Origin of the sequence: Kitasatospora sp. NPDC057692, assembly GCF_042799475.1 — a bacterium.
Classification (GTDB): domain Bacteria; phylum Actinomycetota; class Actinomycetes; order Streptomycetales; family Streptomycetaceae; genus Kitasatospora.
Map to the genome: position 1 here is coordinate 1 of NZ_JBHVIV010000130.1, position 18,052 is coordinate 18,052.

The 18,052-nt window shown below is 75.7% G+C and carries 18 protein-coding genes; 15 read left to right on the top strand and 3 right to left on the bottom strand.

Annotated elements, in window-relative coordinates; genetic code table 11:
* The 5 genes from ACFVFS_RS38150 to ACFVFS_RS38170 form a co-directional block, all read left to right on the top strand.
* Positions 1-885, top strand: an 885-nt coding sequence (locus ACFVFS_RS38150; RefSeq protein ID WP_380629603.1) for a carbohydrate ABC transporter permease, incomplete at its 5' end; no start/stop codon positions are given.
* 9 nt (positions 886-894) lie between these two features.
* Positions 895-1,734, top strand: a complete 840-nt coding sequence (locus tag ACFVFS_RS38155) for a carbohydrate ABC transporter permease (RefSeq protein ID WP_380629604.1) — start codon at positions 895-897, stop codon at positions 1,732-1,734.
* On the top strand, positions 1,734-3,362 hold the full coding sequence (locus tag ACFVFS_RS38160; protein WP_380629605.1) for an amylo-alpha-1,6-glucosidase: 1,629 nt from the start codon (positions 1,734-1,736) through the stop codon (positions 3,360-3,362). Before ACFVFS_RS38155 ends, ACFVFS_RS38160 begins: the two co-directional genes overlap by 1 nt.
* Before the next feature lie 96 nt (positions 3,363-3,458).
* Positions 3,459-4,223, top strand: coding sequence for a serine protease (locus ACFVFS_RS38165; RefSeq protein ID WP_380629606.1), 765 nt, complete (start codon positions 3,459-3,461; stop codon positions 4,221-4,223).
* 72 nt (positions 4,224-4,295) lie between these two features.
* Entirely contained in the window at positions 4,296-5,309 is a 1,014-nt protein-coding gene (locus ACFVFS_RS38170) for an RNA ligase family protein (protein WP_380629607.1), read from the top strand.
* A 27-nt stretch (positions 5,310-5,336) separates the two neighbouring features.
* Here ACFVFS_RS38170 and ACFVFS_RS38175 read toward each other — a convergent pair whose 3' ends face one another.
* A complete protein-coding gene (locus ACFVFS_RS38175) occupies positions 5,337-6,380 on the bottom strand; it encodes a beta-ketoacyl-ACP synthase 3 (protein WP_380629609.1) in 1,044 nt (347 codons plus the stop codon).
* A 174-nt stretch (positions 6,381-6,554) separates the two neighbouring features.
* On the opposite strand from ACFVFS_RS38175, the gene ACFVFS_RS38180 reads away from it, so the two are divergent.
* The 7 genes from ACFVFS_RS38180 (at position 6,555) to ACFVFS_RS38210 (ending at position 12,609) form a co-directional block, all read left to right on the top strand.
* A complete protein-coding gene (locus ACFVFS_RS38180; RefSeq protein ID WP_376098281.1) occupies positions 6,555-6,812 on the top strand; it encodes an acyl carrier protein in 258 nt (85 codons plus the stop codon).
* 35 nt (positions 6,813-6,847) lie between these two features.
* The gene (locus ACFVFS_RS38185) at positions 6,848-8,110 is read left to right on the top strand and encodes a beta-ketoacyl-[acyl-carrier-protein] synthase family protein (RefSeq protein ID WP_380629610.1); all 1,263 of its coding nucleotides are present in this window, start codon (positions 6,848-6,850) and stop codon (positions 8,108-8,110) included.
* The gene (locus ACFVFS_RS38190) at positions 8,107-9,444 is read left to right on the top strand and encodes a ketosynthase chain-length factor (protein WP_380629611.1); all 1,338 of its coding nucleotides are present in this window, start codon (positions 8,107-8,109) and stop codon (positions 9,442-9,444) included. The genes ACFVFS_RS38185 and ACFVFS_RS38190 overlap by 4 nt, the downstream gene beginning before the upstream one ends.
* Positions 9,441-9,698, top strand: coding sequence for an acyl carrier protein (locus ACFVFS_RS38195; protein WP_380629612.1), 258 nt, complete (start codon positions 9,441-9,443; stop codon positions 9,696-9,698). The genes ACFVFS_RS38190 and ACFVFS_RS38195 overlap by 4 nt, the downstream gene beginning before the upstream one ends.
* 44 nt (positions 9,699-9,742) lie before the next feature.
* On the top strand, positions 9,743-10,528 hold the full coding sequence (locus ACFVFS_RS38200; RefSeq protein WP_380629613.1) for an SDR family NAD(P)-dependent oxidoreductase: 786 nt from the start codon (positions 9,743-9,745) through the stop codon (positions 10,526-10,528).
* Positions 10,529-10,627: 99 nt separating this feature from the next.
* Complete coding sequence (locus ACFVFS_RS38205; protein ID WP_380629614.1) at positions 10,628-11,653, top strand: aromatase/cyclase; 1,026 nt, start codon at positions 10,628-10,630, stop codon at positions 11,651-11,653.
* 29 nt (positions 11,654-11,682) lie between these two features.
* Positions 11,683-12,609 carry an MBL fold metallo-hydrolase gene (locus tag ACFVFS_RS38210; protein ID WP_380629620.1) on the top strand — a complete coding sequence of 309 codons (927 nt, stop codon included), beginning with the start codon at positions 11,683-11,685 and terminating at the stop codon, positions 12,607-12,609.
* 192 nt (positions 12,610-12,801) lie between these two features.
* On the opposite strand, the gene ACFVFS_RS38215 is transcribed toward ACFVFS_RS38210, so the two are convergent.
* Together ACFVFS_RS38215 and ACFVFS_RS38220 are read right to left on the bottom strand one after the other, a co-directional pair.
* On the bottom strand, positions 12,802-13,464 hold the full coding sequence (locus tag ACFVFS_RS38215) for an NTP transferase domain-containing protein (RefSeq protein ID WP_380629615.1): 663 nt from the start codon (positions 13,462-13,464) through the stop codon (positions 12,802-12,804).
* A gap of 330 nt (positions 13,465-13,794) precedes the next feature.
* A complete protein-coding gene (locus tag ACFVFS_RS38220; RefSeq protein WP_380629616.1) occupies positions 13,795-14,784 on the bottom strand; it encodes an acyltransferase domain-containing protein in 990 nt (329 codons plus the stop codon).
* Between the two features lie 125 nt (positions 14,785-14,909).
* Here ACFVFS_RS38220 and ACFVFS_RS38225 point away from each other — a divergent pair, with 125 nt between their 5' ends.
* The 3 genes from ACFVFS_RS38225 to ACFVFS_RS38235 all read left to right on the top strand — a co-directional run bounded on the left by ACFVFS_RS38225 (position 14,910) and on the right by ACFVFS_RS38235 (position 17,979).
* Positions 14,910-15,896, top strand: a complete 987-nt coding sequence (locus tag ACFVFS_RS38225) for a DUF6081 family protein (RefSeq protein WP_380629617.1) — start codon at positions 14,910-14,912, stop codon at positions 15,894-15,896.
* Between the two features lie 80 nt (positions 15,897-15,976).
* A complete protein-coding gene (locus tag ACFVFS_RS38230) occupies positions 15,977-16,864 on the top strand; it encodes a nitroreductase/quinone reductase family protein (RefSeq protein ID WP_380629618.1) in 888 nt (295 codons plus the stop codon).
* Positions 16,865-16,911: 47 nt separating this feature from the next.
* Entirely contained in the window at positions 16,912-17,979 is a 1,068-nt protein-coding gene (locus ACFVFS_RS38235) for an aldo/keto reductase (protein ID WP_380629619.1), read from the top strand.
* The last annotated feature ends 73 nt before the right edge of the window (positions 17,980-18,052 follow it).

Sequence of the window (18,052 nt, forward strand, 5' to 3'; positions counted from 1 at the left end):
GAGCCGCTCTGGCGCCGCCGCGACCGCCGCTGGGCGCTGGTCTTCCTCGCCCCCCAACTGCTCGGGCTGCTGGTCTTCCTGGTCGGTCCGCTCGGCTTCGCCGTGGTGCTGTCCTTCATGCGCTGGGACGGCCTCGGCGACGCCACCTGGGTCGGGCTGGACAACTTCCGGACCCAGCTGACCGACCCCGAGTTCGGCCGCGCCGTGTGGAACACCCTCAAGATCGGCCTGATCACGGTGCCCGGCGGCCTGGCCCTCGCCCTGCTGATCGCGCTCGCCCTGCACGGCGTGCGCGGGCGCACCGCCTACCGGGTGGTCTACTTCCTGCCCGTGGTCACCAGCTCGGTCGCGGTCTCGGTGATCTGGCAGATGATCCTCGGCGGCGGCGCCGACGGCGTCCTCAACGGCACCGTGCACGACCTGTTCGGCGTCACCCTGCCCGACTGGCTGGCCGACCCGGACTGGGTGGTGGTCGCGGTGGCGGTGGTGACGATCTGGTCCTCGCTCGGGCTGAACGTCGTGATCTTCCTGGCCGGCCTCGCCACCGTCCCGGCCAACCTGCTTGAGGCCGCCCGGATCGACGGCGCCGGACCGTGGCAGACCCTGCGCTCGGTCACCCTGCCGCTGCTGTCGCCGACCGTGTTCTTCACCGTGGTGGTGTCGGTGATCAGCTCGTTCCAGGCCTTCGACCTCGTCTACGTGCTGGTCAACCCGGACCACAACGAGGGCGCCCAGACCATCGTCTACAAGGTCTACCAGCAGGGCTTCCGGGAGTTCCACTTCGGCCTGTCCAGCGCCGCCGCACTGCTCCTGCTGCTGCTGACCCTGGTCGTCACGGCGGTCCAGTTCCAGGCGCAGAAGCGCTTCGTCCACTACGAGTCCTGAGGCGCCGCCATGACCGTCCGCCACACCACCGCCCCCCGGCAGCTCCTCCTGCACGGCGCGCTCGTCCTCGGCGGCCTGCTGATGCTGTTCCCGTTCGTCTGGATGGTGCTGACCTCCTTCAAGGGCGTCAGCCAGATGATCAACGAGCCGCTGTCCTGGCTGCCCTCGCCCTGGCGCACGCGCAACTACCCGGACGTGCTGGACGAGGTGCCGATCGGCCGGGCCTACTGGAACAGCATGTACATCGCGGCGATCACCGTCGCCGCCACCCTGCTCACCGGCGCGATGGCCGCCTACGCCTTCGCCCGCATCCCGTTCCGCGGCTCCGGGCCGCTGTTCGGCCTCTTCCTGGCCACCCAGATGGTCCCGGCGCAGGTCACCATCGTGCCGCTGTACATCATGCTGGCCAGGCTCCAGCTGATCGACTCGCACCTGGCGCTGATCCTGCCCGCCGTCGCCAACCCCTTCGCGGTGTTCCTGCTGCGCCAGTTCATCCGGGCGGTGCCGGTCGAACTGGAGGAGGCGGCCCGGATCGACGGCGCCGGCCGCTGGACGATCTTCTGGCGGATCGTGCTGCCCAACATCCGCCCCGGCCTGTGGACCCTCGGCATCATCGTCTTCCTGGCCAGCTGGAACAGCTACTTCTTCCCGCTGGTGTTCCTCAACAGCTCGGAGCTGTTCACCGTCCCGCTGCTGCTCGACTCCTTCAACTCCCAGCGCGGCGGCATCGACTACGGCCTCACCGCGGCGCTGTCCGCGATGACCGTGGTGCCGATGCTGATCGCCTTCCTGATCGGGCAGCGCAAGATCCTCAACAGCATGGCCTCCTCGGGCCTGGGAGGCCGCTGATGTCCCCGTCCCCGTCTCCGTCCCCCGTCCCGTCCTCCCGGTACGGTTTTGAACTCGACCTGGTGGAGCGGCCGTTCACCGAACGCGGCGCCCGGCTGCTGGTCACCGCGGGAGCGGACCCGGCCGACGGCCTGCGGGTCGCCCGGGCCGCGTACGAGACCCCGCTCGCCGCCACCACCGAGCTCACCGGGCTCCTGGTGCACGACGCCGCCGGGAACCCGCTGCCGGTCCGCTCGGCGACGCCCGTCGAGGTCGCCTTCGCCGGCGGGGTGTCGCTGCTGTTCGCCGACCCGGCGACGCTGGTGCTCACCGGGCACGGCGCGCGGGCCTCCTGGCGGCTGCCGGACGGCACCGCGCGCGGCCTGGCGCTCGACGGCTGCCACGTGCTGGCCGGCCCGCCGGGGGAGTGGTCCGCCCCCGCCGTGCGGGCCGCCGCCGAGGGCCGCTGGGCCGACTGGTTCGCCCGGATGCCGGCCGTCCGCCCCGACCTCGCCGAACGCGCCCGGATGGCCTGGTGGACCCTGGCCGTCAACCTGCTGCCGATCGCCGGGCGCGAGGGCCTCGTCCCGTCCAAGTACGGCTACGTCGGCGTCTGGAACTGGGACGCCCTGTTCCACGCGGTCGCACTGCGGCACGGCGACCCTGCGCTCGCCCGGGACCAGATCCTGCTCGTCCTGGAACACCAGCTGCCCGACGGCCGGCTGCCCGACGTGGTGCACGAGCACGGCGTGCTGGCCGCCACCACCGACCTGCCGCGCGCCGACCACGCCCGCCTGGCGGAGCACGTCGGCAGCGCCAACGGCGCGCGCCCCGAGCGCGCGCCGGTCCCGGTCACCAAACCGCCCCTGGCCGCCTGGGCCGTCTGGAAGGTCCACGAGACCGACCCGGACGTCCCCTTCCTCGCCGCCGTCTACCCGCGGCTGGTGCGCGCGCACGCGTGGTGGTTCGCCGCCTCCGACCCGGACGGCGACGGCCTCCCCGAGTACCTGCACCCCTACTCCTCCGGCCTCGACGACAGCCCGGTCTGGGACTACGGGCCGCGCGCCGAGCCGCCCGACCTCAACTCCTACCTGATCGTGGAGGCCGACCGGCTGGCCGACATCGCGGCCGTCCTCGGCCGCCCCGCCGAGGCCGCCCGCTGGCGCGAGCGCGCCGCCGCCCACGCCAGGCTGCTGGTGGACCGGCGCTGGGACGGCACCCGCTTCACCACCCTGGCGGCGGGCGCCCCCGTGCCGGTGCGCACCGCGCTCGACCTGATGCCGCTGTTCACCGGTCGACTGCCCGCCGAGGTCGCCGCCGCGCTGGAGCGCACCCTGCGCTCACCCGCCTACTGGGGCGAGCGGCCGGTGCCCACGGTGGCCTTCGACGACCCCGCCTTCGACCCGGACGCGATGTGGCGCGGACCGGTCTGGCTCAACGTCAACTACCTGCTGGCCGAGGGCCTGGAGCGCTCCGGCTTCCCGGGGGCGGCCGCCGGGCTGCGCGAGCGCACCCTCGCGATGGTCCGGGACGCGGGGGGCCTCTACGAGTACTGGAACCCGCTGACCGGCGCCCGCGGGCCCCGCGCCACCTCCGGCTTCGGCTGGTCCGCGGCGCTCTTCCTGGACCTCGCCCGGCAGATCCGATAATCCGACTGTCCCTATTCTCTCGTCATCACCTGATGTGCCGTCACTACCCTTTCCGCACGAACGGAGGCCCACCACGACAGAGATGGAGCACCGACCATGCGCACGCTGCTCAGGAACACCGTCGTCGTCCTCATGACCACCCTGCTCGCGGCCGCGGCGGCCCTGACCGCCGCGGCCCCGGCGCACGCGATCGTCGGCGGCACGGCCGCCGCCGCCGGACAGATCCCCTACCTCGTCTCGCTGGCGCGCGGCTCGCACTTCTGCGGCGGCGCCGTCCTCGATCCCGGCACCGTCGTCACCGCCGCCCACTGCGTCGCGGGCACCGGTGCCGACGCGCTCACCGTGCGGGCCGGCAGCCTCCAGCACGCCTCCGGCGGGGTGCGGGCCAAGGTCGCGTCCGTCCTGGTGCACCCCTCCTACAGCTCCGCGACGCTCGACAACGACCTCGCCCTGCTGCGGCTGGCCACCCCGCTCGCCGGCAGCGGCATCGCCGCCCTGCCGCTCGCCGCCGCCGGCACCGACCCCGCCGACGGCGGCGCCCAGGTCTCCGGCTGGGGCGCGGTGGTCCAGGACGGCCCGCTGTCCGCGACCGCGCGCCTCGTCTCCGTCCCCCTGATCGGCCGCGACCGGTGCCGCGCCGAGTACGGGCCCGCCAACGTCACCGACGGCATGATCTGCGCCGGGGAGGACGCCGGCGGCAAGGACGCCTGCCAGGGCGACAGCGGCGGGCCGCTGGTGCTCGGCGGCGTCCTCGTCGGGGTGGTCTCCTGGGGCCTCGGCTGCGGCCGGCCCGGCTACGCCGGTGTCTACACCCGGATCGGCGCGCTGCGTCCCTGGATCGACGCCCACCGCGCGGGCTGACCCCCCGATCACCGGCCCGCCCGCCCGCAATCCCGTTGCGCGGGCGGCGCCGGGCCGGTGATGATCCGTCGCATGACCCTGGACCGCGCCCTGCACCCCTACCCCAAGATCCCGGCCCGCGGCGGCGTCGCGGCCTCCGGCGCCCGCGCCTGGGTCGCGGTGGAGAAGGTGCACGGGGCGCACTTCGCCGTGGTCTGCGACCGGGCGGGCGCGCGGCCCGCGAAGCGCCGCGAACTGCTCGGCGACGACGGGCTCGACGACTTCTTCGGCGTCAGCCGGATCTGGCCGGCGCTCGCGGTGGCGGCGGCCCGGTTCGCGGCGGCGGTGCGCGGCCCGGCGGACCCCGGGGCGGTGGTGACCGTCTACGGCGAACTGGCCGGCGGCGGCTACCCGCACCCCGACGTGCCCGCCGCCGACGGGGTCCAGCCGGTGCAGACCGGCGTCTGGTACGCGCCCGGCCTGCACTGGCTGCCCTTCGACGCCACCGTGGAGACCGCCGCCGGCCGCTCCTGGCTCGCCGACCGCGACCTGCGCGAGGCCGCGTCCGCCGCCGGGCTCGCCTGCGTCCCCGCGCTCGGCCGAGGCGCCCTGACCATCCTCCAGGACCTGCCCGCCGCCTTCCCCACCCGCGTCCCCGCCCTGCTCGGCCTGCCGCCCCTCCCCGACAACCTCGCCGACAACCTCGCCGAGGGCTACGTCCTCAAGCCGGCCGACGCCTGGCCGCCCGGCGCCGGGCCGAGGCCGCTGCGGAAGGTCAAGCAGCCCGCCTTCGCGGAGGACGAGCGCTTCGACGGCGCGCGCCCCTACCTGCCGCCGCCGGACGGCGCGGCCGGCGTCCCGGCCTGGCTCCTCGTCCAGGCCGCCGCCCTGCTCACCCCCGCCCGGGCGGCCGCCGCCGTCAGCAAACTCGGCCCCCGCACCCCGCCCGCCGCCGTCGCCGAGGAGATCGCCCACGACGTCGCCGACGAACTCGCCGAAGCCCTCGGCGGCCTGTCCGCCGACACCCGCCACGCCCTCCACCGGGCGCTCGCCCCCGCCGCGCACACCCTCGCCCGCTTCGACGCCGAGGACCGCCGCTCCGTCTGAGCCCGGGTCCGCCGGCCCCGCGGGCGGTCAGGGCAGCAGCACGACCTGGCTCGCGTAGTTCAGCCCGGCGCCGAAGCCGGCCAGCAGGGCGGTGTCGCCGGGGCCGGCCGCGCCGGCCTCCAGCAGCGCCTCCAAGGCCAGCGGCACCGAGGCCGAGGAGGTGTTCCCGGTGCGGGCGACGTCGTACGAGACAGCCGTGTCCGGGCCCAGCCCCAGCCGTTCCGCCATCAGGTCGATCATCCGGGCGTTGGACTGGTGCGGCACGAACACGTCCAGCTCCCCGGGCGCCACCCCGGCGCCGTCCAGCGCCCGGCGCGCCCCCGGGCAGACCTCCTCCATCGCCCAGCGGAACACCCGCCGGCCGTCCATCCGCAGCCAGGGCCGCTCCGTCGTGCCGGGCGAGGCGGCGTAGGCGTCCCAGCCGCGCGACATCCGCAGCGAGTCGAAGTACCGGCCGTTGGCGGCCCGCGCCACCGGCCCGATCCCGGGCCGCTCCGCCGGGCCGACCACGGCCGCACCGGCACCGTCGGCGAACAGGAAGGCCATCGAGTCGTCCGTCGGGTCGACGATGTCGGTCATCCGCTCGGCGCCCACCACCAGCACCTGCCCGGCGCTGCCGGAGCCGATCGAGTCGGCGGCCAGCGCCAGCGCGTGGCAGAAGCCCGCGCAGGCGGCGGAGAGATCGATCCCGGTGGCGCCGTGCGCCCCCAGTTCATGGGCGATCCGCACGGCGGTCGGCGGGGTCATCAGCATGTTGGAGGTGCTCGCCAGCAGCACCAGGTCGATGTCGGCGGGCCGCACCCCGGCCCGGGCCAGCGCCTTCTCGGCGGCGGCCGCGCCCATCACCGCCAGGGTCTCCTCCGGCCCGGCGAAGCGGCGCTCGACGATGCCGCTGCGGCTCGTGATCCACTCTTCCGGGTGCCCGATCATCCGGCCCAGTTCGGCGTTGCCGACCACCCGGTGCGGCCGGTACCCGCCGATCCCCAGCAGCCGGCTGTGGCCCGCGGCCGCGGCCCTCAGCCCCTCCGGCCGCGGCCGCCCCGCGCCCCGCCCCGTCACCTGCTCGGCCATCGTCGACTCCCCTTCACGCCGCTCGCGTCGGAACTCCGCGGCCAGCGTTCCGGCGGTCCCTGGAACCCGGCTGGAGCCGGGCGCCCCCGGCGCTGTCCAGTGCGGCTCGACCGCAGCCCCAGCCGGGGCGCCGACCGTGGCGGTGTTCACCGAACGGAAGGAAACGGAAACCCCATGGCTGGCTTCACGCTCACCGACTTCCAGCAGATCGTGGCGAAGTGCTTCGAGGGCACCGACGGCGGCGAGCTCGACGCGGCCTCGGTCGACAGCGAGTTCGGCGACCTCGGCTTCGACTCCATCGTGGTCTACGAGATCGCCGTCCGGATCCAGGACGACTACGCCGTCGCCATCCCCGACGAGGACCTCGACGACCTGAAGACGCCCGCCGCCTTCATCGCGTACGTCGACGCCCGCGTCCCCGCGGCGAACTGACGGGTGCCGAGGGCCGACGGAAAGGAGGACCGGCTGTGAACCGAAGCGTCGCCATCACCGGGATCGGGGTGGTCGCACCCGGTGGGATCGGCCGCAAGGCGTTCTGGGACCTGCTCGTCTCCGGGCGCACCGCCACGAGGACCATCTCGCTCTTCGACCCCGCCCGTTTCCGCTCGCGGGTGGCGGCCGAGGTCGACTTCGACCCCGCCCTGCACGGACTGACCCCCCGGGAGGTCCGCCGGCTCGACCGGGCGGCCCAGTTCGCCGTGGTCAGCGCCCGCGAGTGCATCGCCGACAGCGGACTGGAGTTCGCCGCCCTCGACCCGCACCGGGTCGGGGTCAGCGTCGGCAGCGCCGTCGGCGGCACGACCACCCTGGAACAGGAGTACCTCGTCCTCAGCGACAACGGCCGCGCCTGGGAGGTCGACGGCGCCTACCTGTCGCCGCACCTGTACGACGCCTTCGTGCCCAGCTCGCTGGCGGCCGAGGTGGCCTGGACGGCCGGCGCCGAGGGCCCGGCCACCGTGGTCTCCACCGGCTGCACCTCGGGGCTGGACGCCGTCGGCCACGCCCGCGACCTGATCGCCGAGGGCAGCGCCGACGTCATGCTGGCCGGCGCCGCCGACACCCCGATCTCGCCGATCGCCGTCGCCTGCTTCGACGCCGTGCGCGCCACCTCCGCGCGCAACGACGACCCGGCCCACGCCTCGCGGCCCTTCGACCGCGGCCGCGACGGGTTCGTGATCGCCGAGGGCGCCGCGATGTTCGTCCTGGAGGAGCTGGGGCACGCCCGGGCCCGCGGCGCGCACGTCTACGGGCTGCTCTCCGGCTACGCCACGCGCTGCAACGCGTACCACATGACCGGGCTGAAGAAGGACGGCCGGGAGATGGCCGAGGCGATCCGGTACGCGCTGGCCGAGGCGGGCCGGGCGCCCGAGACCGTCGACTACGTCAACGCCCACGGCTCCGGCACCAAGCAGAACGACCGGCACGAGACGACGGCCTTCAAACAGGCGCTCGGCGACCACGCCTACCGGGTGCCGGTCAGCTCGATCAAGTCGATGGTCGGCCACTCGCTGGGCGCGATCGGCTCCATCGAGATCGCGGCCTGCGCGCTGGCGATGGAGTACGGGGCCGTCCCGCCCACCGCCAACCTGCACGAGCGCGACCCCGAGTGCGACCTCGACTACGTGCCCAACGAGGCCCGGGAGGCGCGGCTGGACACCGTGGTGTCGGTCGGCAGCGGCTTCGGCGGCTTCCAGAGCGCGATGGTGCTGACCCGGGCGGGCGCGGCATGAGCGGCCCGGACACCCTGGCGGCCGTCGCCGCCGGCCGACCGGCCGGCACCGCGGGCGCGGCGGACACCGCCGTGGTCACCGGCATCGGCGTGGCCGCGCCCAACGGCCTGGGCACCGAGGCCTGGTGGGCGGCGACCCTGCGCGGAGAGAGCGGGATCCGCCCGATCACCCGCTACGACGCCTCCCGGTACCCGCTGCGGCTGGCCGGCCTGATCCCCGACTTCGACGCCGCCGCCCATCTGCCGGGCCGGCTGCTGCCGCAGACCGACCGGGTCACCCGGCTGGCGGTCGCCGCCGCCGACTGGGCGCTCGCCGACTCCGGGGCCGACCCGGCCGCGCTGCCCGAATACGCCATGGGCGTGGTCACCTCCAACGCCACCGGCGGCTTCGAGTTCACCCACCGCGAGGCGCGCAAGCTGTGGACCAAGGGCCCGCAGCACGTCAGCGTCTACGAGTCCTTCGCCTGGTTCTACGCCGCCAACACCGGCCAGATCTCCATCCGGCACGGCATGCGCGGACCGAGCAGCGTCCTGGTGGCCGACCAGGCGGGCGGCCTGGACGCGCTCGGCCACGCCCGGCGCACCCTGCGCCGGGGCGGCGCGCTGGTGGTGAGCGGCGGCGTGGAGTCGGCCTTCGACCCCTGGGGGCTGGTCGCCCACCTGTCCGGCGGCGGGGTCTCCCTGGCCGCCGACCCGGAGCGGGCGTACCTGCCGTTCGACACCGAGGCCGCCGGGCACGTGCCCGGCGAGGGCGGCGCGGTCCTGATCGTGGAGAGCGGCACGGCCGCCGCCGCGCGCGGCGCCCGCCAGGTGTACGGCGAGATCGCCGGCTACGCGGCGACCTTCGACCCGGCTCCCGGCTCGGGCCGCCCGCCCGGGCTGGAGCGGGCCGCCCGGCTCGCCCTCGCCGACGCCGGCCTGGCCGCCGGCGACATCGACGCGGTGTTCGCCGACGCGGCCGGCGTCCGGGAACGCGACGACGCCGAGGCGGCGGCCGTCGAGGCGCTGTTCGGCCCGTACGGCGTCCCGGTGAGCGTGCCCAAGGCGCTCACCGGCCGGCTCACCGGCGGCGGCCCCCCGCTGGACACCGCCGCCGCCCTGCTGGCGATCCGCGACGGCGTTCTGCCGGCCGCGCGGATCACCCGGCCGGTGCCCGGCCACCGGCTCGACCTGGTGCGCGGCGAACCGCGCCCGGCCCGGGTGCGCGCCGCGCTGGTACTCGCCCGCGGGCACGGCGGCTTCAACTCCGCCCTCGTGGTGCGCGCCCCCGGCCCCGACTCCCCGCGCGCGACCCGCCAACCCGACCCCGACACCACCAGGGAGGACCGGCCATGAGCCGCCTGACCCTCGACGACCTGCGCGGCATCCTCGCCGAGTGCGCGGGCGAGGACGAGCAGACCCGCATCGACCCCGAGGCCCTGGACCTGCCGTTCACCGACCTCGGCTACGACTCGCTGGCCCTGCTGGAGACGGCCGCGGTGATCACCCGCCGCTACGGCACCGACCTCGCCGACGAGGTGGTGGCGGCCGTGGAGACCCCGCGCCAGCTGCTCGACCTGGTGAACAGCGCGATGGCCGAAGCGGCCTGAGCGAAAGCCCACCCCTTCCACGTTCGAGAGAGAGGAGCACCGGCATGGCGGAGCAGCAGCGCGGCGCGGCCCTGGTCACCGGGGCCACCCGGGGCATCGGCCGGGCCGTCGTCGAGACCCTGGCCCGGCGCGGCCACCCCGTCTTCCTCGCCGCCCGGGACGCCGGACAGGTCGCCGCCACCGTCAAGGAGCTGCGCCAGCAGGGCCTGACGGCGGACGGCGCCGCCTGCGACGTGCGGTCCCGCGAGGAGGTGCGGGGCTGGGTCGCGGCCGCCGTCGAGCGGTACGGCCCGGTGGAGGTCCTGGTGAACAACGCCGGCCGGGGCGGCGGCGGGGTCACCGCCGACCTGCCCGACGAGACCTGGTACGACGTCATCGACACCAACCTCAACAGCGTCTTCCTGGTCACCCGGGAGGTGCTCACCACCGGCCGGATGCGCGAGCGCGCCAGTGGGCGGATCATCAGCATCGCCTCCACCGGCGGCAAGCAGGGCGTGCTCTACGGGGCGCCGTACTCGGCGTCCAAGCACGGCGTGGTCGGGTTCACCAAGGCGCTCGGCCTGGAGCTCGCCAAGAGCGGCATCACGGTCAACGCGGTCTGCCCCGGCTACGTCGAGACCCCGATGGCGGAGGGCGTGCGCCAGGGCTTCGCCGCGCTGTGGGGCGTCACCGAGCAGGAGGTGCTGGAGCGGTTCCTCGCCAAGATCCCGCTGGGCCGCTACACCGAACCCGCCGAGGTGGCCGCCTTCGTCGGCTACCTGGTCAGCGACGAGGCCGCGCCGATCACCGCCCAGGCGCTCAACATCTGCGGCGGCCTGGGCAATTACTAGGGACTGTCTTCAAACTCCCGTCGTCCGACAGGCAGGAGTTCGAAGACAGTCCCTAGCACCGGCCCCGACCACGGAACGACCCCCGCGACGGAGGGACCCATGACCACGCCACCGCCCGCACCACCGCCCACGCCGGCGCCGCCGCTGCGCCGCACCGCCGAGCACACCGCCGACCTGCGGGCCCCCGCCGACCGGGCGTTCCGGCTGATCGCCGACGTCACCCGCTGGCCGCTGCTGTTCCCGCCCTGCGTCGCCGCCGACGTGCTGGAGTCCGACCTCGACTCCGAACGGATCCGGTTGTGGGCCGTCGTCGGCGAGGAGGTGCGCAGCTGGACGTCGCTGCGCACCCTCGACCGCGAACGGCTGCGGATCGACTTCCGCCAGGAGGCCCCGAGCCCCCCGGTCACCTGGATGGGCGGCCACTGGGAGTTCGCCCGCGGGGCCGACGGCGAGAGCACCACCCGGCTGGTGCTCGGCCACGAGTGGGCCACCGCCGGCGCGCCCGAGCAGTCCGAGCTGATCGCCCGGGCGCTGGACGGCAACAGCGGCCAGGAGATCGGCGCCGTCCGTGCCTGGTCCGAACGCCCGGAACCGCTGGAGGAGTTGATCTTCTCCTTCGAGGACAGGGTGGCGGTGGACGGCCCGCCCGAGGCGGTCTACGACGTCCTGCACCGGGCCGACCTGTGGCCGGACCGGCTGCCGCACGTGGCGGCCGTCGAGCTGGACACCGCCGCCGCGACACCGGTCACCGGCGGTGCCGAGGTCCAGTGGCTGACCATGGACACCCGCGCCGAGGACGGCTCGGAGCACCGGACCCGCTCCGTACGGCTGTGCTTCCCGCACCGGCGGATCGTCTACAAGCAGACCACCCCGCCGGCCGGCCTGCTCGGCCACAGCGGTGAGTGGATCCTCACCCCGGAGGGCACGGGGACCGCCGTCACCGCCGTGCACCGGGTGGCCCTCGACGCGGCCGCGCTGCCCCGGCTGTTCGGCCCCGAGCCCGACCTCGCGGCCGTCCGGGCGCGGGTGCGGGCGGCGCTCGGCGGCAACAGCCTGCGCACCCTGGAGTGGGCGCGCTCCTTCGTCGCGGGCACCGCGGCCCCGGCCTCCGGGGCGACCCGGTGACCGGGGCCGCGGTGCCGCGCGGCGGCGCCCTGCGCGGCGGTGCCCCGGACGCCGACGGGATCCGCCTCCAGGAGGTCGCCGACGGGGTCTTCGCCCATGTCCAGGACCCCGGCGGCTGGTGCCTCAGCAACGCGGGCGTGGTGCTCGGCGGCGGCGAGAGCCTGCTCGTCGACACCGCCGCGACCGAACGGCGGGCCCGCCGGCTGCGCGCCGCCCTGACCGGCCTGACCGCCGTGCCGCCCCGGCTGCTGGTGCTCACCCACTTCCACGGCGACCACGTCTTCGGTGCCGGGGTCGCGGCGCCGGAGGCGGCCCTGGTCGCCCACGAGAACGCCCGCCGCGAGATGGCCGAGGCCGGCCTCGGTCTCACCGGGCTCTGGCCGGCCGTCGACTGGGGCCGCGTCGAGGTCCGGCTGCCACACCTCACCTACCGGGACCGGCTGACCGTGCACGTCGGCGAACGGCCCGTCGAGCTCCTGCACTTCGGGCCCGCGCACACCACCGGGGACACCCTGGTCTGGCTGCCGGAGGACGGCGTGCTGTTCGCCGGGGACGTGCTGCTCTCCGGCTGCACGCCGTTCCTGCTGATGGGCTCGGTGCGCGGCACCCTGCGCACCCTGGACCGGCTGCGCGAACTCGCCCCCCGGACGGTCGTCCCGGGCCACGGGCCGGTCGCCGGAGCGGAGTTGCTGGACGAGACGGCCGGCTACCTGCGGTGGCTGCTGAGCGTCGCCGAGTCCGGCCTGGCCGCCGGGCTGTCCCCGCTGGAGACCGCCCGGGACGCCGGCCCCGGCCCCTTCCCGCACTGGCTGGACGGCGAGCGGGTGGTCGGCAACCTGCACCGCGCCTACGCCGAGCTCACCGGCGCGGCGGAGGGCGCCGCCCTGGACGTGGTGCGGATCTTCGGGGAGATGGTCGAGTACAACGGCGGACGCCTGCCCGAGTGCTACGCCTGACGCCCGTCCGCGCGCGCCGAGGACGCGGTGGCAGCCCCGGGTCCCCGGGCGGGGCCGGTGCCCCGGCGCGGGCGGTCGTGCGTCGGGCCGGGTGCGGGCAACGGCCTTGGCCTCCGGGCGTGGTCGGCGGGTGCGTTCGCGTCCGGACGCAGGGCTGTTCGGTCGGATGAGGGGGTCCGGCGCGGACGTGGGTCAGACCGGTACGCCGGTGCGGCGGGTGCGGGTGGCCGGTCGGCGGACCCAGGTGTCGAGGACGGCCGTGGAGAACAGCCCCAGCCCCCGAGCGTGGGCGTGGGCGAGGTCGGCGGGGGTGTCCACGTCCAGCCGCAGACCGGACCCGGCGGCCAGCGCCGGCTCTCCGGCCCCGGCCGCCCGGTCGAACGACGGGACCAGCTCGGCGGCCCGTAGGGCCGTCACCACCGTGGTCCCGGCGCCGGTGTGGTCGGCCACCCGGGCCCGGCGGTGGCGGCGGGCCCGGACCAGCAGCTCCGCCAGCTCCTCCGGCCGCAGGGTGGGCAGGTCGGAGGCGAGCACCGCCACCGGGCTGTCCGGGGCCAGCGCCGCGGCCCCCGCCAGGGCGGCCGCGTCCGGCCCGGCGCGCCGTCCCTCGGGCGAGGCCGCCGCGCCCAGCGTCTGCGCCTGCCGCGCGGCCAACGGGTCGTCGGTCACCACCAGCACCAGTCCGACCCCGGGCGTGGCCCGCACGGCCCGCAGGGTGTCCAGATAGAACGCGTGCGCCAGCTCGGCGTGGTGACGCCCGCTGTGCCGGGCCAGCCGCTGCTTGGCCACCCCGAAGGGCCGCACCGGCAGCACCACCGACCAGAGCACGCTCTCCCGAAACGGCTCAGCTGTCATACCCCCACCCTCCGCCCCCACCCTGGAGCCCCCCTGCACCCCCACTGGAGCACCGCCCCGCCCTGGTTGAGGGGTGGCGGGGCCGCTGGGGGCGCGGGGGTGTCGGTGGGTCCGAGCGACTGTCGTGGCTCGTGGTCGTGGCTCGGTCGTGGCAGGACGGGTGGGGGCGGTGCGCGGGGCGCGATGCCGGCGGGTGCGGTCGGCCGTCGCCCTCGGGGGTCGCCGCCACGTTCGGGGCGTGGCGGAGCAGGTGGGCGGGTGGTGAGGCCGCTGGGGGTGCCGGCCTGGGGGAGGGAGCTGGTGGTGGGTCCGGGTGGTCGTCGGGCCGGGTCAGGTGTGGCGGGGCAGGTGGGCGAGGGCAGTGCGGAAGGCGGTGAGGTCGGCGGGGGTGCCGGCGTGGGGCGCGGTGGCGAGGAGGGGGGCGACGAGGCTGGCGCCGGAGCGGACGGCGGGGTGGTGGCGGGCGGGGGTGGAGAGGCTGCGGTCGGGGCTCGCGTCCAGGAGGAGGAGGCCGGGGCTGGTGCCGGAGCGGTCGAGCAGGGCGGACAGCGCGGGCCACCAGCGGACCGGGCGGGCGAGTTGGCCGGCCCAGAAGCCCGGGTCGCGGGCCTCCTCGGGGCGGACCCCGGCGGCGGTGCACGCGGAGAGCACGGGGATGCGCGGCGGCCGGGGGCCGAGCCCGGCGAGCGCCGTGCCGAAGCGGTGGGCGGCGGGGACCAGGGCGGGGGAGTGGAAGGCGTGCCCGGAGCGCAGGGCGCGGACCGTGTGGCCGGCGGCGCGCAGCCGCTCCGCGGTGGCGCCGAGGGCGGCGGACGGGCCGGCGAGGACGGTCTGCCGGGGGCCGTTGACGGCGGCGAGGGCGACGCCGGGGCCGAGCCGGGCCGGCAGGTCGCCGGGGGCGGCGGCGACGGCGAGCATGCCGCCGCGGGTGCCCGGGTCGAGGTCGCCGCTGCGGGCGTCGACGAGAACGGTCAGCCGGTCGGCCGGGAAGACGTCGGCGAGTGCCGCGGCGGCGAGCTCGCCGACGCTGTGGCCGAGCAGCAGCGCGGGCGGACCGGCGGCGGCCTCGACGGCCCGGCCGAGCGCGTGGCCGACGGCCAGCAGCAGCGGCTGGGAGGTCGCGGCGTCGTCCATGGCCGGGTCGGGGGCGGGTCGCAGCCAGGCCTCGCGCAGTTGCTCGCCGCGGGCCCCGAGCGCGGCGAGCGACCGGTCCAGGTGCGCGGTGAAGACCGGTTCGCCGCCGTACAGGCCGGCGGCCATGCGTTCGCGTTGGGCGCCCTGGCCGGGCAGCAGCAGGACGGTCCGGCGGTGCTCGGTCATCGTCGTCTCCGGTGGGTCGTCGGCCGTCGGCCGCTGGTCGTCGTCGGGAGCGTGCGGCGCGCGCCTTGACCCGGGGTGGACCGGGGCTCAAGCCAGAATCCTGGCCGCACCGCGAGGGTGACGGCGTGACGGACGTGCTGTTCCATGACGACTTCCGCGCCGGGTTCGACACCGCGGCGCGCTGGCAGGCGGGCGGCGACGGGATCGCCGCCGCCTCGGCCGACGGCCTGGCGGTGCGCTCCACGGGCACCGACCCGGCCACCGGCGAGCCGGTCTTCACGGCCACCCGCGCCCCGGACGCGCCCGGCGGCGGCCGCGGCGACCACCTGAAGTGGACGGCCCTGGTGCGGCACACGGCCCGTTCCGGGCTGCCGGGGTTCGACCTGCCGCCCGGCGGCGCGCTGACGGTGGACGCGGTGCTGGCCGCGCGCTTCCCGGGCACCGGGCGGCACCCGTTCGGCGCGGCGGTGGCCGACCCGGCGGGCGACCCCCGGTTGGCCGCGGCCGGTTTGGTGGTGCTCGACCCGGTGAGCCGGACGGTCTTCGACTTCCTGCTCACCGACACCCGGGTGTACGCGCTGTACGAATGCCTGCCGCCGCCCGGCACCGATCCGGCGGCCCCCACAGCCCCAACAGCGGCCACAGCCCCGGCCGCCCCGGCTGCCCCGCGCCGGGCCGCGTTCAGCCACGCGGTGCCGGTGGCCGCCCGGACGCCCGGGGCCTGGCACCGCTGCGCCGTCCGGGTGGACCGCTCCGGCACTCGGGTGACCTGGCTGCTCGACGGGGCCGAGGTGCTGGCGGTGGACCGGATCGGCCACCGGCTGCCGGGGCGCCGACACCTGCTGCTGGACCACGGCGGCGAGCCGGGGGAGCCGTCGCGGCTGGGCCAACTGACCGCCGGTCTAGCGGTGTTGACGCTGCTGGACGGCGCGGGCCCGGACGGGCGCGCCCTGGTGCGGCTGGACGCGGAGCCCGGCTTCTACGCCGATGTCCGGGCCGGCGCCCCGGTGCCGCAGGCGTTCGTCGACGAGCACAGCCGCCCGGAGAGCCGACTGTTCGGCGCGGGTGCGGAGTTGAGGGTGCGTGAGCTGACGGTGCGCGGGAGCGCGTGACGGTGCGGCCGGGTGTTGACAGGCGTCGGCGGCCCCGTTAGCTTACCTTTGCTTTCAAAGCAAACGATTGGAGCGCCCTCATGAGCTGGAACGAACGGATTATCAAGGAGTTCCGGGAGAACAACGGGAAGGTGGGCGGCATGTTCGAAGGCGCCCCGATGGTGGTGCTCACCACCGCCGGCCGCCGTTCGGGCAAGCCGCACACCAACCCCGCGATCTACCTGCGCGACGGCGGCCGCTACCTGGTGTTCGCCTCCAACCTCGGCAGCCCGGAGCACCCCGACTGGTACCACAACCTGGTGGCCTCGCCCCAGGTCACCATGGAGATCGGTACCGACGAGGGGCACGTGAAGCCCTTCGCCACCCGCGCCGTCGTCCTGGAGGGCGAGGAGCGCGACCGGCTGTACGAGCTGCAGAGCACCATCAGCCCGTCCTTCCGCGAGTACCAGGAGAAGACCACCCGGGTCATCCCGGTGGTCGCCCTGCACCCGCTGGACCTCTCCACCGACAACGAGCGCAACAAGATGATCGGCCGTCAGCTGATCATCCACCACAACGAGCTGCGCGGCGAGCTCGCCGAGGTCCGCGCCGCCGTCGAGGCCGCGCTCGACGGCGGGGGCGCCGCCCGTCCGACCGCCGACCTGACCCGGCAGCTGCACCGCCGATGCCTGAGCTTCTGCTACGGACTGCAGATGCACCACACCCGCGAGGACGGCTCCTTCACCGCCTTCGAGCAGCAGTTCCCGCACCTCGTGCCCGCCATCACCCGGCTGCGGGAGGAGCACAAGGTGGTCGAGGAGGCGCTGGCCCGCCTGGAGGAGGTACTGGAGCGCGGCCTCGCGGCCGAGGGCGGCGACGTCGTCGAACTCCGGGCGGAGCTCGACCGCGCGATCAACGGCCTGGAGGAGCACTTCGCCTACGAGGAGGAGCACCTGCTCCCCGCGCTGGACGTGCCCCGTCCATCCTGACCGGGCCCCGGGCTGGCCGGGGCCCCCGAACCACGGAGCGTGCTGACATGCGCTACACGCTGCTCGGCAAGTCGGGCCTGAGGGTCTCCGAACTCGCCCTCGGCACCATGACCTTCGGCACCGACTGGAAACTGCCCCCCGAGGTCCCCGGCCGCCTGCTCGACCTGTACGCCGACGCCGGCGGCAACCTGATCGACACCGCCAACGAGTACGGCAACGGCACCGCCGAGTCGCTGCTCGGCGAACTCCTCGCCGGCCGCCGCGACCGGTTCGTGCTGACCACCAAGTACACGATGCAGACCCGGCCGGGGGACCTCAACTCGGCCGGGAACCACCGCAAGAACCTCGTCACCTCCCTGGAGGCGAGCCTGCGCCGGCTGCGCACCGACCACCTGGACCTGCTCTGGGTGCACGCCCGGGACACCCTGACCCCGGTGCCCGAGGTGATGCGCGCCCTGGAGGACGTCGTCCGCGCCGGGAAGGTGCTCCACATCGGCGTCTCCGACTGGCCCGCCTGGGAGGTCGCCCAGGCCAACACCCTCGCCGAGCTGCGCGGCTGGTCCGCCTTCGTCGGCCTCCAGCTGCACTACAACCTCCTCGACCGCACCGCCGAGCGCGAACTCCTGCCGATGGCCCACGCCTTCGACCTCCCGGTGCTCGCCTGGGGGCCGCTGGCCGACGGCCGGCTCACCGGCAAGTACCTGACCGGCGGCACCGGGCGGCTGGACACCGTCGCCTGGGGCCGGGCCCGCGGCGAGGGCGACGACGTCGTCCGCGAGGTCCTCGCCGTCGCCGAGGCGGTCGGCCGTCCGCCCGCGCAGGTCGCGCTGGCCTGGCTGCGCTCGCGGCCCGGCACGGTGATCCCGCTGGTCGGCGCCACCTCGGAGGAGCAGCTGCGGCAGAACCTCGCCGCGGCCGAACTGGACCTGGACGACGAGCAGCTGGCCGCGCTGGAGCGGGTCAGCGCGGTGCCGGCCGGGTTCCCGCACGCCTTCCTGCGCTTCCCGGCGATGGTCCGGCTGATCTACGGCGACCAGTGGGAGCTCGTCGACGACCGGCGCACCACCGTCCGCCGCGCCGTCGCCGACGACCTCTACGGCAGCGCCGCGCGCTGACGCCGCACACCGAACACCACACATCACACACCGCACATCGCACACCGGCACGACGGCCGGGGCCCGCCGGCAC